The following is a 15,331-nucleotide window of genomic DNA, read 5'->3' as shown; positions in this document are numbered from 1 at the left end:
AAGCCGGGGGGATGAATTCCGCAACTTTCCGGGGCAAGGTCAGCCGATATGGTGCCAATCGACCCCGTTCCGCAGCCGATCGACCATGTTCTCGCGGGTGCAGCAGACGCGCCCGCACTGGTCGATCGTTCGGGCACGCTGAGCTACGCAGAGCTTGAGGATCGCGTGGCGCGGCTCGCCGGCTGGCTGGCGGCACAGGGCTTCGCGCCGGGCGACCGAGTCGCCACCTGGCTGCCCAAAACGCGTGAGGCATGTCTGATGCCGCTCGCCGCGCCCCGCGCCGGTCTGGTGCACGTGCCCATCAACCCGTTGCTCAAGCGGGCGCAGGTGGCGCACATCCTCGCCGACAGCGGTACCCGGCTCCTGCTCACCCAGCCTGCGCGGGCGGCGACTCTCGACGCGGCGGACACGCTCGACATCGCTGTTCACCTGCTGGCCGGAGACGGGCCGCCCATGCCTCCGTCCGCGGCCGATCCGGACTCGCTTGCGGCCATTTTGTACACGTCCGGCTCCACCGGCAGGCCGAAGGGCGTGATGCTCAGCCACGCGAACCTTTGGCTCGGCGCGAACAGCGTGGCGCATTATCTGCGCCTCGCCGCAGACGACGTGGTCCTCGGCGTCCTCCCGCTCAGCTTCGATTATGGCCAGAACCAGCTGTTCTCCACCTGGGCGGCCGGCGCCACCGTCGCACCGCTCGATTATCTCACGCCCCGCGACGTGGTGAAGGGCGTGGAGCGTGTCGGTGCCACCACGCTGGCAGGCGTCCCGCCGCTGTGGGTTCAGTTGCTTGAGGCGGAATGGCCAACCGAAACGGCGGCCAGGCTGCGACGGCTGACCAATTCCGGCGGCGCGCTGACGCCCCGGCTCGTCCGCAACCTGCGCGCGCGTTTTCCGCGGGCTGATCTGTACCCGATGTATGGCCTGACCGAGGCGTTTCGATCGACCTTCCTCGATCCGTCGCTGGTCGATGCTCATCCGGATGCGATCGGTGCGGCCGTCCCCCATGCCGAGGTGATGATCGTCCGCGCCGACGGCGGCGAGGCCAGTCCGGGAGAGGCGGGGGAGCTCGTCCATGCTGGACCGTTGGTAGCGCAGGGTTATTGGCGCGATCCCGAACGGACCGCGCAACGCTTTCGCGCGGCCCCGAGCTTTTCGCGCTATGGCGGCGTCGCTGTCTGGTCGGGCGACACCGCACTGTGCGGGACGGACGGACTGCTCCGCTTTGTCGGCCGCGACGACGAGATGATCAAATCGGCGGGCAACCGGATCAGCCCGGGCGAGGTGGAGGAAGCAATCGTCGCCGGCGGCGAGGCGTTGGAGGCGGTGGCGATCGGCGTTCCCGATCCTCGCCTGGGCCAGACGATCATGGTCATCGTGCGGGGTGATCCGGCGAACGAAGCCGCGTTGCGCGACCGACTGCGGCGTGATCTGCCCAATTTCATGCAGCCGGCGCAGTTCGAGTGGCGCGACGATCTGCCGCGCAATGCCAATGGCAAGCTGGACCGTGCGGGGCTGCGCGCGGCGATGCTGTCGCGGCAGGCGCCTGCCGCGCTCGGCGAGGAAAAAGCATGAGCAAGCCGTTCGGGCCGCTACCCCCGGAATTTGCCGCTCAGCGCGGTGAGCTGATGATCGGCGATCGCTCCGCATCGGCATGGGTGGCCGAACACGGATCGCCGCTCTTTGTCTATGATCCAGCGATCGTGGCCGACCGGGTACGCGCTTTTCGCGCGGCCTTCCCGGCTGTCGATCTTCATTATGCGATCAAGGCCAATCCGCACCCGGCGCTGCTTCAGGCGATGGCGCCGCTGGTCGACGGTCTGGACGTCGCGTCGGCCGGCGAACTCGACAAGGCGCTGCGCGTAAAGCCAGCCGGCGCAATCAGCTTTGCCGGTCCGGGCAAGCGCGATGCGGAACTGGAGGCTGCGATCACTGCGGGCGCCACGCTTAACGTGGAATCCGAAGGGGAGGCGGCGCGCGCGCTGGCGATCGGCGGGCGACTTGGAACAGCGCCGCGGCTCGCGGTTCGCGTCAATCCGGACATGGAGCTCAAGGGGTCCGGCATGAAGATGGGCGGGCGCCCATCACCCTTCGGCGTCGATGCGGAACGGGCCGCCGCTCTCGTGCGGGCGATCGTCGCTGGTGGGGGTGACTGGCGCGGTTTTCACATCTTCGCTGGCAGCCAGGCGCTCGACAGCCAGGCGCTGATCGAGACACAGGCCGCGACGCTCGCACTCGCCGAACGTCTCAGCGACGAGGCGGGGCATATGCCGCCCCTGGTCAATCTTGGGGGCGGTTTCGGTATCCCGCATTTTGCCGGCGACACGCCGATCGATCTGGCAGCGATCGGCGCGGCGCTTGGTGACGCCCTAAGTCGCACCCGGCTTCGATCGACCTTTGCCATCGAGCTGGGCCGTTGGCTGGTCGGCGAAAGCGGCGTGTATCTCACCCGAGTCATCGACCGGAAGGAAAGCCGCGGCGAAACCTTCCTGGTGGTCGATGGCGGGCTTCACCACCAGCTCGCCGCCAGCGGTAATTTCGGCACCGTCGTCCGGCGCAACTATCCAGTCGCTGTGACGCACCGCATGGCCGAGGCGGGTGACGAGGAGGTGTCGGTGGTCGGCTGCCTGTGCACCCCGCTCGATCGCCTCGCCGACAAGGTCGCCCTGCCGCGTGCCGATGTCGGCGACACGATTGCGATCTTTATCGCTGGTGCCTATGGCGCGACGGCGAGCCCCGGTCTCTTTCTGGGACACCCCCCGGCGGTAGAGTGTGTCGTCCAGCGCCCCTAAACGCTATCTTCACATCTTACTTACATAGTTGACCGTGAGCGATGCTGGTCGGGAACCATGTTTTCCGTGCCGGTTGTGTGCGCCCGACGGAGGTTTTTCGATGCGTGTTTCGCGTGGGTTGAGTTTGCTGTCACCGGTCTTGCTGGCCGCCACCATGCTGGCGGGCTGCGCGACGAATGGCGGCGCCCGACCCGAACTGCCGCCGGCCGCCTTTGTCGCCAGCAAGGAGCAACCGGGCGAGGAATATGTCATCGGTCCGCTCGATTCGCTCCAGATCTTCGTGTGGCGCAACCCGGAACTGTCGGCCAAGGTCCAGGTGCGCCCCGACGGCCGCATCACGACGCCGCTGGTCAACGACATGCCGGCGGTTGGCAAGACCCCGGCGATGCTCGCCGACGACATGAAGCTGGCGCTCGCGGAATATATCCAGGACCCGATCGTCAGCGTCATCGTCGACAGTTTTTCGGGAACGTACAGCCAGCAGGTCCGCATCGTCGGTGCGACCGAAAAGCCGGCCGCGCTACCCTATCGCGCCAACATGACGCTGCTCGACGCGATGATCGCCGTCGGGGGACTGAACGAATATGCCGCCGGAAACCGCGCGCGGCTGATCCGCTACGATCGCGCGACCGGCAAGCAAAAGGAATATAAGCTCAGCATCAACCGGCTGCTGAAGAACGGCGATTCATCCGCCAACGTCAGGCTCGAACCGGGCGATGTGATCATCATCCCCGAGAGCATGTTCTAAAAGGACGATCGCGTGACCGGCCTTTACGAAGAGATCAGGATCGCGGCCCATGCGATCTGGACGCGGCGCTGGCTGGCGCTGGCGATCGCCTGGGGCATCTGCATCCTGGGTTGGCTCGCCGTCAGCCAGATCCCGAGCCGGTATGAAAGCCGGGCGCGCGTATTCGTTCAGATGCGCTCCATCCTGCCCGCCGGCGCTGACCCTTCGGCGATGGGCGACCAGCGGCGCGACATCGATACCGTGCGCCAGACGCTGACCTCGTCGGTCAACCTGCAGAAGGTCGTGCGCGGCACCGACCTGGCGAAGACGGTCTCGTCCGATCGGGACATCGCGGATCGTGCTGCCGGGCTGCAGAATGCGATCAAGATCACCGCGCAGCAGGACAATCTGTTCGAGATCGTGTCGGCCGCCGCGTCGCCGAAACTCGCCACCAGCATCACCCAAAAGCTGATTGACATCTTCGTCGAAACCAACCTGTCGGACGACCGCCAGCAGAGCAGCCAGACGCTGCAGTTCCTCGACGGCCAGCTCGAAACACTCGGCGGCAAGCTGCAAGACGCCGAGGCGAAGCGCGCCGATTTTCAGAACCGCTATCTCGGCTCGCTGCCGGGCACCGGATCGGTCAGCGACCGTATCGGCGCAGCGCGCGCGCAGTTGAGCCAGGTGGACGGCGATCTCGCCGCTGCCTCGACCAGCCTCGCTGCGTTGCAGGGGCAACTCGCCGGTACGCCTGCAACGATCGCGGGCGGCGGGGGCGGTGCGCCGGGTGTTGGCCCTGCACGCGCGCGGGTCGCTGCGATTCAGGGCCAGCTCGCCGACGCGCGTGGCCGTGGCTATACCGATAATCACCCGGACGTGGTGGCACTGAAGGCCCAACTCGCCCAGGCACAGGCCGCTGCGCGCAGCGAACCGGCGGGCGCCGCTGCCGCCGGCGGGGTCCCGAACCCCGCCTATGTGTCGCTGCAATCGATGATGGCGGACCGTCAGGCCAATGTCGCTGCGCTGCGCATCCGTCGCCAGCAATTGCAGGGTGATCTCGACACGCTGAACGCGAAGCTGACGGAGGATCCCCAGGTCGCCGCGCAACAGGGAGAGATCGAGCGCAATTACACGGTCCTCAAGGATCAATACGATCGTCTGCTCGCACAGCGCGAACAGGTGAACCTGCGCAGCCAGGCGCAGACCCAGACAGACGCGGTCAAATTCTCGGTCATCGATCCGCCCACCCAACCGCGCGCTCCGTCCGCGCCCAACCGGGTGCTGTTGCTGACGGGTGTGCTGATCGCCGGCATCTTTGGCGGCATCGGCGGCGCGTTTGCCATGTCCCGGGTGCAGGCGACGTTCCCGACGGCGCAGCGGCTGGAGAAGGCGTCGGGCATGCCGGTGATCGGATCGATCGGCGAAATGCTGACGCGTCAGCAGGCCGAACTGCGGCGCAAGCGGCTGAAGCTGTTTGCTGGCGGCGTCGGTGCGCTGGGTGTCAGCTACGTGGCGCTGCTTGGCGTCGAAATGCTCCAGCGGGGATTAGCGGCATGACCAACGCCAGAAAGCGCGAAGAGTCGCTGATCGAGCGTGCAGCGCAGGTCTACGACTTTGGCGCTCACCTCCGCCGCCGCGACGTGGTGCCGGGGTCGGCGCCGGAGGCGCCAGCGCAGGATCCGGTCGCCACCCGGTTGCTCGCCGACGATCCTGTTGCTTTGCCCCCCGATGCGGACGACCCGGTCGACGCTACCGTGCCAGAGGCGGCGCCGCATGATCAACCGTCGGCTGACGACGAGCCGCTCGACCTCACCTTTGACCTTCTCGCTGCTGCGCCGCCTGCGCCGGAGGGGGCCGAGGCGCTGTCACCGATGGCCGCCGCAACGCTGATGGCCATTCCGCCCGAGCTTCGCGCTGGGGCCGAGGAAGAAGATGCGCCGATCCTCTACGACGACGGTATCGCGCGGATCGATCGGGCAATGCTGGCGGAGAAGGGCATGCTCGTCCCGGGCGCACCGATCGGCGCGCTGGCCGAGGAGTTCCGGCTGGTAAAGCGGCAGCTGCTGCTCAACGCCCGCGCCATCGCGAAAGGGCCATTGGGCGAGCGGTCCCGCACGATCCTGGTGGGGTCCGGCAAGCCTGGTGACGGCAAGACCTTCTGCGCGATCAATCTCGCGATCAGCCTCGCCGCCGAGCGCGATGTCGAGGTGCTGCTCGTCGACAGCGACTTCGCGAAGCCCGACATCATGGCCTCGCTCGGGCTCGATGATTCAACCGGCTTGCTCGACATCCTGGCGGACGAAACGCTCGATCCCGAGGCGTTTGTCGTCCGCACCGACGTGCCGCAACTGTCGCTGTTGCCCGCCGGCAAGCGCAGCCATTCCGATACGGAACTGCTCGCCAGCGCGCGGACCGGCGACGTGATCGATCAGCTGCTGGCCAACGATCCTCGCCGCATCATCGTATTCGATACGCCGCCGGCGCTCGCCGCGTCGCCAGCCTCCGTCCTCGCCCTGCTGGTCGGCCAGGTGATGCTGGTCGTTCGTGCCGACCGGACCACGGAAGCGGATGTGCGCGAGGCCGTCGCGCTGCTCGACGGTTGTGAACAGATCAGTCTGGTGCTGAATTCGCGGTCCTATGAGCCGGGCGGCGGCCGCTTCGGCAGCTATTATGGTCATCAGGGGTAACCCGGTGGGCATGCGGCATCACTTGGCTGGCGGCGTCGCTCTGGCGGCGCTGGTCGCGTCCAACGCGGCTGAGGCGCGTACCCGCTATGTGCAGCCTTATGTTGAGCTTTCGCAGGTCGTTGCAGCGGATCTCACCAACGATGAAGTGCTGACCTATTCTCAGGTTGCGGTCGGGGTCGATGCCGGCGTCTCGGGCCGGAATGTCGAGGGGCAGGTCAGCTACCGCTACGAACGGCGGATCCAGTGGAACGATCGCTACGCCGACGATAGCGTGCACACCGGCCTCGCCCGTGCCTCGGCGCGGGTCGCCCCGGGCTTTTCCATCGAGGGCGGTGCCATCGCGACGCGGGCGCGCAGCGACATTCGCGGTGCGGCGCCAGGCACATTTGTCGGGCCGGCCGACAATCTGACCCAGGTCTATTCGCTCTACGCCGGTCCCAGCGTCACGACGCAGGCCGGGCCAGTGCGGATCGCAGCATCCGCCTTTGCCGGCTACACGAAGGTGGAAGCGCCGCGTGCGACTGGGGTCGCACCAGGGCAGCAGCGGCTCGATTACTACGATGATTCGCGCAACGTCGTGGCGCAGGCGTCGGCCGGCGTTGCGGCGGGCACCGTATTGCCCGTCGGCGTGACGGTCAGTGGCGCGTATGAACGCGAGGAGGCGGGCCAGCTCGACCAGACATACGAGGGGTATTTCGCGCGGGGCGACGTGACGGTGCCGGTCAGTCGCACCGTCGCGCTCCGGGCGGGCGCGGGCTACGAAAAGATCGAAACGACCCAGCGCGACGCGCTGCTCGACGCGAGCGGCAATCCGGTGATCGATCGCAACGGACGCTTCGTGACTGATCCGGGCTCACCAGCGCGGATCGCCTACAACACCGACGGCCTCATCTACGATGCCGGGGTGATCTGGCGGCCCAGCCCCCGGCTCGAGCTTCAGGCCAACGCTGGATACCGCTATGGCGGCGACACCTATTTCGGCTCGCTCAACTGGAACATCGCGCGCGACAGCGGGCTCCAGATCGTGCTGTACGATGGCATCGGTACGTTCGGGCGACAGCTGCGCAACGGCCTGCGCGATCTGCCCACCGCCTTTCAGGGCTCGGCCAACCCGTTCGGTCAGCAGTTCAACGGCTGTGTCTTCGGCGGCAACCCCGGCGGAGGCGCCGTCGGCGGCGCAGGGGCATGTCTCAACGACGTCTTCCAGTCGATCTCCACCGCCAGCTATCGCGCGCGGGGCATCGACGGCGTGATCTCCACCCGTCGTGGCCGAACCGCATATGGCTTTGGCGCGGGCTACGCCAACCGCCGGCTCAACGTGCCGCAGCTTGCGGAGGGGACCGTCGCCTACGGGATCACCGACGAAAGCTATTATGCGCAGCTTTTCTGGTCACGCGCGCTCAGCCGCGTGTCGCAGGTCGATGCCAATCTGTTCGCCAATTATTATGAAAGCGGGCTGCCGGGCGCGGACGGCGTGTTCAACCTGGGCGCCACGGGCACCTACAGCCACCAGTTCGGCCGGATCGGCACGGTGGCGTCGCTGGGCGTTTACACCTTCGACCAGGAACGCTTCGATAGCCAATGGTCGGCACAGGCGCTGCTCGGCGCGCGTTATACCTTCTGAGGAAGCTTGGTATGTACGAGGATCATTTCGGCCTGACCGAACGCCCGTTCCAGCTGACGCCGGACCCGCGTTACTGGTTCGATTCGGCCACGCACAAGAAGGCGATGGCCTATCTCGGCTATGGCCTTGCGCAGGGTGAGGGCTTCATCGTCATCACGGGCGACATCGGCGCCGGCAAGACGACGCTGGTGGGCCACGTGACCGAACAGATTGATCCGGCGAACCTTTCGGTCATTACCATCGTGTCGACCGCGATCGAGGCGGACGATCTGTTGCGGGTGGTGGCGAGCGGGCTTGATATCGATCCCGTAGGCCGAACTAAGGCCGAGCTGCTGACGCTGATCGAACGCGGGCTTCACGCAGTCGCGCGGACTGGCCGGCGCACGTTGCTGATCGTCGACGAGGCGCAGGCGCTTCCTGTGTCGGCGCTCGAAGAGCTTCGCATGCTGTCCAACTTCCAGGCCGGCAACCGCGCGCTGCTGCAGATATTCCTTCTGGGTCAGCCCGAGTTCCGCGAGCGGCTGAACGGATCCGACCGGCTGGAGCAACTGCGCCAGCGCGTGATCGCCATCCATCATCTCGACCCGATGGAGCCAGAGGAAGTCGCCGATTACGTCGCCCACCGGCTACGCATTGCGGGGTGGAAGGGCACACCCGATTTCGCCGACAACGTGTTCCAGGTTTTGCACCGTGCGACCGGCGGCGTACCGCGGCGGTTGAACCAGTTGATGGGCCGTGTCCTGCTGCACGCAGCGATCACCGACGCGACGGTGATCGATGCGGCGCTGGTCAATACCGTGCGCGCCGACGCCGCCAAGGACCTGCCGAGCGCTGCACGGGTGACGCCGGCGGTGCGCGCCGTGCCCGACCCGATCCGGTCCGCGCCGTTGGAGGCCGTGTCTCCTAGCGCCGACACCGACGCCGAGCTGCGGCAGCGCATTGCCGCGCTGGAGTCGCGGGTGGAGGAGCAGGATGCCGCCCTGCGCCGCATCCTCACGCTGCTGGTCGACTGGGTGGAAAGCGACACGCCCGCCCCGCGCGGCAGCCTGGAGGCAGTACGCGGCGCGGCTGCATGACATGACCATCGTCAACGGAATGTCGGTCGACGTGGAGGAATGGTTCCAGGTCGGCGCCTTCGAACGCACCATCGACAAGAACGACTGGGACCGCCTCGAAAGCCGGGTCGTCGCGAACACCGGCGCCGTCCTCGACCTGTTCGGCGAGGCAGGGGTGACGGCCACATTCTTCACGCTCGGCTGGGTGGCGCATCGTCACCCGGCGTTGATCCGGCGGATCGTTGCGGAAGGGCATGAGGTCGCTAGCCACGGCTGGGATCATCAGCGGGTTTTCACCATGACCGCGGATCAGTTCCGTGCCGATCTGCAGCGGGCACGGATTGCGCTGGAGGATGCCGGCGGCGTCGCCGTGACGGGCTATCGCGCGCCCAGCTTCTCCATCGACACGCGCACGCCGTGGGCGCATCCCGTGCTGGCGGAGGACGGCTATGCCTATTCCTCCAGCGTGGCCCCTGTGGCGCATGACCATTATGGCTGGCGGGAGAGCCCACGTTTTCCGTGGCGACCCCTCGCCGACGCATCGTTGATCGAGCTGCCGGTTTCCACTGCCGAGCTGGCGCGTCGGCGCATGGCCGTCGGAGGTGGCTTCTTCCGCCTGCTGCCGGCCGCGTTGACCGACACGGCGGTACGCCAGTCCAACCAGGCTGGCCACGCGGGCATGTTCTACTTTCATCCCTGGGAGGTCGATCCGGCCCAGCCGCGCGTCGCTGGAGCCCCGCTTCGCTCCAGGCTGCGGCACTACAGCCGGCTCGGCGCCATGGCCGGCAAGTTGCGCCGCCTGCTCGGACGCCATCGCTGGGGCCGTGTCGACGCCGTGGCCGTGCAGGAACGGCGCTGGTGAGCGGCGCGCTGGGTGCCGTCGCGGACCGGGTCCTCGTTCGCGATGCCGTCGGCGAGGATGAGCGTATAGATGCCTTCGTGCGCGCGCACCCGGATGCCACCCCCTTTCATCTGACCGGCTGGACGAAAGCGGTGGAGGTGGGTTGCGGGCAGCGTGGCCGTTTCCTGATCGCCGAACGCGACGGAGTAATTATCGGCCTGCTGCCGCTGACCGAGATGCGGTCCCCCCTCTTCGGCAAGGCGCTGGTATCGGCTGGCTTCGCCGTCGGCGGGGGCGTGCTGGGCGAAGGCACCCGGCCGCTCGCCGCCGCCGCCCGCGCGCTTGGCTGTCCCTCCGTGGAGTTGCGCGGCGGTCCGGTGCCGGACGGCTGGTCGAGCGACAGCAGCAGCTATCTCGGCTTTGCGCGACCGCTCGCGGCGGATGACGACGCCGAACTGCTCGCCATCCCCCGCAAGCAGCGCGCCGAGGTGCGCAAGTCGCTCACCAGCGATCTTGAGGTGGTCACCGGCGGCGCTGAACTCGCTGGCGAACATTACCGGGTATACGCCGAATCGGTTCGCAACCTGGGCACGCCTGTGTTTCCCCGCCGCCTCTTTACCGAGGCGCTGGCGCGTCTCGACAGTGACATTCTGACGGTGCGCTGGCAGGGCCGCGCCGTGGCGAGCGTCCTCAGCCTGTATTTCAACGGCGTGGCTTATCCCTTTTGGGGCGGCGGCACCGTGGCGGCGCGTGCGCTGCGCGCCAATGACCGGATGTATTTCGCGCTGATGGCGCATGCCCGCGCGCGTGGCTGCACGCATTTCGACTTTGGCCGGTCCAAGACGGGGACCGGGCCCGCGGCGTTCAAGAAGAACTGGGGGTTCGAGGGCGTGCCGCTGACCTACGCGCGATGGTCGGACGGCCCCGCGCGAGAGGTTAATCCCCTCAACCCGAAATATGCCCTGATGGTGCGCGGGTGGAAGAAACTGCCGCTTCCGCTGGCGACACTTGTCGGTCCCTGGATCAGCCGCGGGCTCGGCTAGGGTGGAGATCCTGTTCCTGGCGCATCGTGCGCCGTTCCCGCCTGACCGCGGCGATCGCATCCGCAGCTTCAACATCCTGTCGTATCTGGCAGCGCGGGCGCGGGTGCATCTGGTCGCCTTTGTCGAGGAGGACGGAGCCATTGCGCCAGAGCACCGAGCGCGGGTCGACGAATGCATCCTGGTGCGCCGGACCAAGTCGCAGGTGCGTGCCGCGGCCGAGGCACTCGCCACCGGTCGCCCAGTGTCGCTGACTGCCTTCGCCGACTGCCGGATCAAGACCGCGGTGAACGATCTGCTCGCCCGCCGGTCGATCGGCGCGATCTACGCCTTTTCGGGGCAGATGGCGCAATATCTGCCGGGGCAGTTCCCGCGCGTCATCATGGATTTCGTCGATCTCGATTCCGCGAAGTTCGCCGCCTACGCCGCCGATGCACACGGACCGATGCGGTGGATGATGCAGCGCGAGGCACGGCTGCTCCACGCGTTCGAGCGGCAGGTTGCGGGTCGCGTTACCGCCAGCCTGTTCGTCAGCGAACCCGAGGCCGCGCTTCTTCCCGGAAGCCTGGCTGTCGAAAACGGCATCGACACGCTCCGCTACGATCCGGGGCTGGTCACGCCGGTGCCCGCAGCCCATCCGTTGATCGTCTTCACGGGCCAGATGGAGTATCGCCCCAATGTGGACGCCGTTGCCTGGTTTGCCGAGCGGGTCATGCCGCTGCTCCCCGATGCGCATTTCGCGATTGTCGGTCGTGCGCCCACGCCCCGGGTTCGCGCATTGGCTGGCCCCCGCGTCACGGTGACGGGGGAGGTCGCCGACGTTCGCTCCTGGCTGGCCGCTGCGGACGTCGTCGTTGCACCGCTGCATCTCGCGCGCGGGATCCAGAACAAGGTGCTGGAGGCAATGGCGATGGCTCGTCCGGTGGTTGCCAGCCCTGCCGCGGCGGAGGGCATCGATCATGCCGGCACCCTTCGTGTCGCGGTGCAGCCGGAGGATTATGCGGCCACGATCCGGGAACTACTCGCCGGTCCTGAGCAGGCCGACCAACTCGGCACAGCTGCGCGGCGGCAGGTGATCGGCCGCTACGGCTGGGATGCCCGGCTGAAGCCGCTCGACACGCTTCTCGGTCTGGGGCCGGCATGAGGCTCGCGCTCTCTCGCCCCGCTGCCCCGGCAGCCGCAGCGTGGAGGGTGCATCTCTCGTTGCTTGTGCTGGCGTCGGCGGCGATCCTCCTGCTGTTCCGTCGCGACGTTGCCGACCTGCTGACGCTGTGGTGGACCAGTACGACCTACGGCCACTGCCTGTTCATCCTGCCAGTGGTCGGGTGGCTCGTCTGGACGCGGCGGCGGGAACTTGCCGCGCTGCGCCCCGCCGCCTGGTGGCCCGGCCTCGCGCTGGTGGCGGCTGGCGGGGCGGGATGGCTGATGGGGGAGGCCGCCGGGGTTGCGGCTGCGCGTCATTTCGGCGTTCTGATCACGCTTGAGGGTGCCGTCGTCACCATTCTGGGGCCGCATGTCGGCCGCGCGCTCCTCTTTCCTCTCGCTTACGCTTTTTTCGCGATCCCCTTCGGCGAATGGCTTGAGCCGCCGCTGCAACAGGTGACGGTGCGGATCGTCATGCCGCTCCTGCATCTGGCCGGTGTGCCGGCCGCGGCGGACGGCGTCCTGATCCATGCAGGCCCCTATTATTTTGAAGTGGCAGAGGCATGTTCCGGGTCGAAGTTCGTGCTGTCGATGCTCGCCTTCGCCGCGCTGGTGGCGAACACTTGCTTCCGGTCGCGCCGCCGCCGGGCTATATTCCTTGCGGTGTCGCTGGTGCTGCCGGTGCTCGCCAACGGGGTGCGTGCGTTCGGCACGATCTACGCCGCGCAACTCGTCGGGCTCCAAGCCGCCACCGGATTTGACCACATTGTGTACGGCTGGCTGTTCTTCGCGCTTGTCATGGCCGTTGTCATGGCGGTCGGCTGGCGGTGGTTCGACCGGGCGCCCGATGATCCCGCCTTTGATCCTGCCACGCTCCCAGCGCCTTCGACCAGGGTCATTACCGCGCCGGTCGCCGCCCTTCTAGTGATCGCCACCACCGCGATCTTTCCGGCATGGGCCGACGCACTTGGCGCGCGTACGCAACCATTGCCGAGGGGGATCGACCTGCCGGAGGTGCCGGGCTGGACGCGTGCACCGCTGAGCACCCGGGCGTCGTGGCAGCCGTTCTATCCCTCTGCCGATCATCAGGTGATCGGCCGCTATGTTGATGCCCAGGCGCGCGCCGTCGACGTGGCGATCGCGGTGTTCGGCCACCAGGAAGAGGGCAAGGAGATCATCTCCTATGGCACCGGCGTCCTGCGCGAGGGGGATCGCTGGGTCCGTATCGCAAACCCGCCACCTATCGACGGTGGTTCGGCCATGCGGATCACCGCGGCGGCAAGTGATGGGAAGCCGGTGGAGCGTCTCGTGGTCACATGGTACCGGGTCGGCGGAATCGTGACCAGCCAGCCCGCCATCGTCAAACTCGCCACACTTCGCGCCCGTCTGCTCGGTGGTGAGCCGGGGGCGGTGGCGCTTCACCTGTCCGCGGTGAAGGTGCCCGATGTCGATCCGGCTGCCGACGTGGCACGTTTACGCGCGGCACTTGGCCCGCTCGATGAGGTAACCGCTGCGGTGATGCGCTGATGTGCGGCCTCGCCGGTCTCTATTATCCCGAGACGCCCAAGCCGGTCGATCCCGCGCGCATTCGCACGATGATCGACGCCATGGCCGCGCGCGGCCCCGACGGGGAGGGGGTTTGGACCGCGCCGGGCGTCGGCTTTGGTCACCGGCGATTGTCGATCATCGACGTCGAAGGCTCGCCGCAGCCGATGCACGATCCTTCGGGCGCGCTGTCGGTGCTCTTCAACGGCTGCATCTACAATTATCGCGAATTGCGCGCGGAGCTTGGCGCGAAGGGGTGGACGTTTCAGACCGCTGGCGACACCGAAGTGCTGCTGGCGGCATGGTCCGCCTGGGGTCCGGCGATGCTGGACCGGCTCGACGGGATGTTCGCCTTCGTGCTGCACGACTCGAGATCGCAGCGGCTGTTCATGGCGCGCGATCGGCTGGGCGTGAAGCCGCTACACTATGCCCGCCTTGCTGATGGCGCGCTGGCCTTCTCCTCCGAGCTGAAGGGGTTGCTGGCGCACCCGCTCCTGCGCCGCGTCGCAGACGTGCGCGCGGTCGAGGACTTCATGGCCTTCGGCTATGTGCCGGATGACGCCTGCATCATCGCCGGGGTGAGTAAGCTTCCCGCCGGCCACTACCTGTTGGTGGAGCGCGGCAAGCCTGTCCCCGCACCCATTCAATGGTGGGACGTATCCTTTGCCGATCGGCGGCGTGGCTCGGTGCGCGCGCTGGAAGAGGAACTGGTCGACCATCTGCGCACCGCGGTGCGGTCGCGCCTCGTCGCGGATGTACCATTGGGTGCGTTCCTGTCGGGCGGGGTGGACAGTTCGGCGGTGGTTGCCCTGATGGCGGAGGCGACCCCACAGGCGGTGCGCACCTGTACGATCGGCTTTGACGAGGCAGGCCATGACGAGCGTGGCTATGCTGCGCTGGTCGCGGATCGCTTTCGCACCGATCATAGCGAGCGGGTGGTCCGATCCGACGATTTCGGTCTGATCGACCGCATCGTCGCCGCCTTTGATGAACCCTTCGCTGACGCGTCCGCGCTCGCCACCTATCAGGTCTGTGCCATGGCGCGGGAGAAGGTGACCGTGGCGCTGTCGGGTGATGGCTCGGACGAGATATTCGCCGGATACCGTCGCTATCGTTTCCAGGCGGCGGAGGAACGCGTGCGCGCGATCCTTCCCGCTGAGTGGCGCCGTCGGGTCTTCGGCGCGGTAGGCGCCGCTTATCCGAAGGCGGATTGGGCGCCGCGGCCGCTGCGCGCGAAGACGACGTTGCTGTCGCTCGCGATGGACGGCGGGGAGGGATATGCACGCGCCGTCGGCGTGACCGATCCAGCGCTGCGACGCCGGCTGTTCACCGGTGCCGCGCGTCGGGTGCTCGGCGGGCATCGGGCGGAGGATCGCTACGTCGCCGCCATGGCTGCGGCCCCCGCACGCGACGCGATCGACCGGGCGCAATATGCCGACATCAAGATCTGGCTGCCGGGGGATATCCTGGCCAAGACGGATCGCACCAGCATGGCCGTCAGCCTGGAGGCGCGCGAACCATTGCTCGATCACCGGCTGGTTTCCTTTGCCGCGTCGCTCCCCGCCTCGCTTCGTCTGCGGCGGGGCGAGGGCAAGTGGCTGATGAAGAAGGCGATGGAGCGCTATTTGCCCAAGCAGGTGCTGTACCGACCCAAGATGGGCTTCGTGACGCCGGTGAGCGCCTGGTTCCGTGGGCCGCTCGCCGGGGAAGCCGCGGCCCTCGCACGGTCGCGCACCCTCGCCGATACCGGCTGGTTCGATCTTGCCGCGCTGGCGGATCTCGCCGAAGCGCATCGCTCCGGCCGGGCCGAGCATGGACGGACCTTGTGGCAGTTCGTGATGCTTGAACGAAGTCTGCGGCGGCTCTTCGGCTAATCAGCA

At 67.4% G+C, this 15,331-nt stretch carries 12 protein-coding genes; all 12 read left to right on the top strand.

What is annotated here, in order from left to right:
* The first annotated feature begins 48 nt into the window (after positions 1-48).
* Positions 49-1,572, top strand: a complete 1,524-nt coding sequence (locus L8F96_RS12740) for an AMP-binding protein (protein ID WP_334656207.1) — start codon at positions 49-51, stop codon at positions 1,570-1,572.
* Positions 1,569-2,789 carry a pyridoxal-dependent decarboxylase, exosortase A system-associated gene (locus L8F96_RS12735; RefSeq protein WP_334656206.1) on the top strand — a complete coding sequence of 407 codons (1,221 nt, stop codon included), beginning with the start codon at positions 1,569-1,571 and terminating at the stop codon, positions 2,787-2,789. Before L8F96_RS12740 ends, L8F96_RS12735 begins: the two co-directional genes overlap by 4 nt.
* Before the next feature lie 100 nt (positions 2,790-2,889).
* Complete coding sequence (locus tag L8F96_RS12730; protein WP_046411593.1) at positions 2,890-3,537, top strand: XrtA/PEP-CTERM system exopolysaccharide export protein; 648 nt, start codon at positions 2,890-2,892, stop codon at positions 3,535-3,537.
* 12 nt (positions 3,538-3,549) lie between these two features.
* Positions 3,550-5,073 carry an XrtA system polysaccharide chain length determinant gene (locus L8F96_RS12725; RefSeq protein WP_334656205.1) on the top strand — a complete coding sequence of 508 codons (1,524 nt, stop codon included), beginning with the start codon at positions 3,550-3,552 and terminating at the stop codon, positions 5,071-5,073.
* The gene (locus L8F96_RS12720; RefSeq protein WP_046411590.1) at positions 5,070-6,203 is read left to right on the top strand and encodes an AAA family ATPase; all 1,134 of its coding nucleotides are present in this window, start codon (positions 5,070-5,072) and stop codon (positions 6,201-6,203) included. Before L8F96_RS12725 ends, L8F96_RS12720 begins: the two co-directional genes overlap by 4 nt.
* A 10-nt stretch (positions 6,204-6,213) precedes the next feature.
* Positions 6,214-7,827, top strand: coding sequence for a hypothetical protein (locus L8F96_RS12715; protein WP_334656203.1), 1,614 nt, complete (start codon positions 6,214-6,216; stop codon positions 7,825-7,827).
* A gap of 11 nt (positions 7,828-7,838) precedes the next feature.
* Positions 7,839-8,903, top strand: a complete 1,065-nt coding sequence (locus tag L8F96_RS12710) for an AAA family ATPase (protein ID WP_046411587.1) — start codon at positions 7,839-7,841, stop codon at positions 8,901-8,903.
* 1 nt (position 8,904) lies between these two features.
* Positions 8,905-9,744 (top strand): XrtA system polysaccharide deacetylase, encoded by an 840-nt coding sequence (locus tag L8F96_RS12705; protein ID WP_046411586.1) that lies wholly within the window; start codon positions 8,905-8,907, stop codon positions 9,742-9,744.
* Complete coding sequence (locus tag L8F96_RS12700) at positions 9,741-10,766, top strand: FemAB family XrtA/PEP-CTERM system-associated protein (protein WP_417158979.1); 1,026 nt, start codon at positions 9,741-9,743, stop codon at positions 10,764-10,766. Before L8F96_RS12705 ends, L8F96_RS12700 begins: the two co-directional genes overlap by 4 nt.
* Before the next feature lies 1 nt (position 10,767).
* The gene (locus L8F96_RS12695; protein ID WP_334656202.1) at positions 10,768-11,907 is read left to right on the top strand and encodes a TIGR03087 family PEP-CTERM/XrtA system glycosyltransferase; all 1,140 of its coding nucleotides are present in this window, start codon (positions 10,768-10,770) and stop codon (positions 11,905-11,907) included.
* Positions 11,904-13,433, top strand: coding sequence for an exosortase A (gene xrtA / locus L8F96_RS12690; RefSeq protein WP_334656201.1), 1,530 nt, complete (start codon positions 11,904-11,906; stop codon positions 13,431-13,433). Before L8F96_RS12695 ends, xrtA begins: the two co-directional genes overlap by 4 nt.
* A complete protein-coding gene (locus L8F96_RS12685; RefSeq protein WP_334656200.1) occupies positions 13,433-15,325 on the top strand; it encodes an XrtA/PEP-CTERM system amidotransferase in 1,893 nt (630 codons plus the stop codon). Before xrtA ends, L8F96_RS12685 begins: the two co-directional genes overlap by 1 nt.
* The last annotated feature ends 6 nt before the right edge of the window (positions 15,326-15,331 follow it).

Origin of the sequence: Sphingomonas panaciterrae (assembly GCF_036890205.1) — a bacterium.
Classification (GTDB): domain Bacteria; phylum Pseudomonadota; class Alphaproteobacteria; order Sphingomonadales; family Sphingomonadaceae; genus Sphingomonas; species Sphingomonas panaciterrae.
Note: the sequence above shows the minus strand (reverse complement) of the source record. Positions and strands in the feature narration are given on the sequence as shown.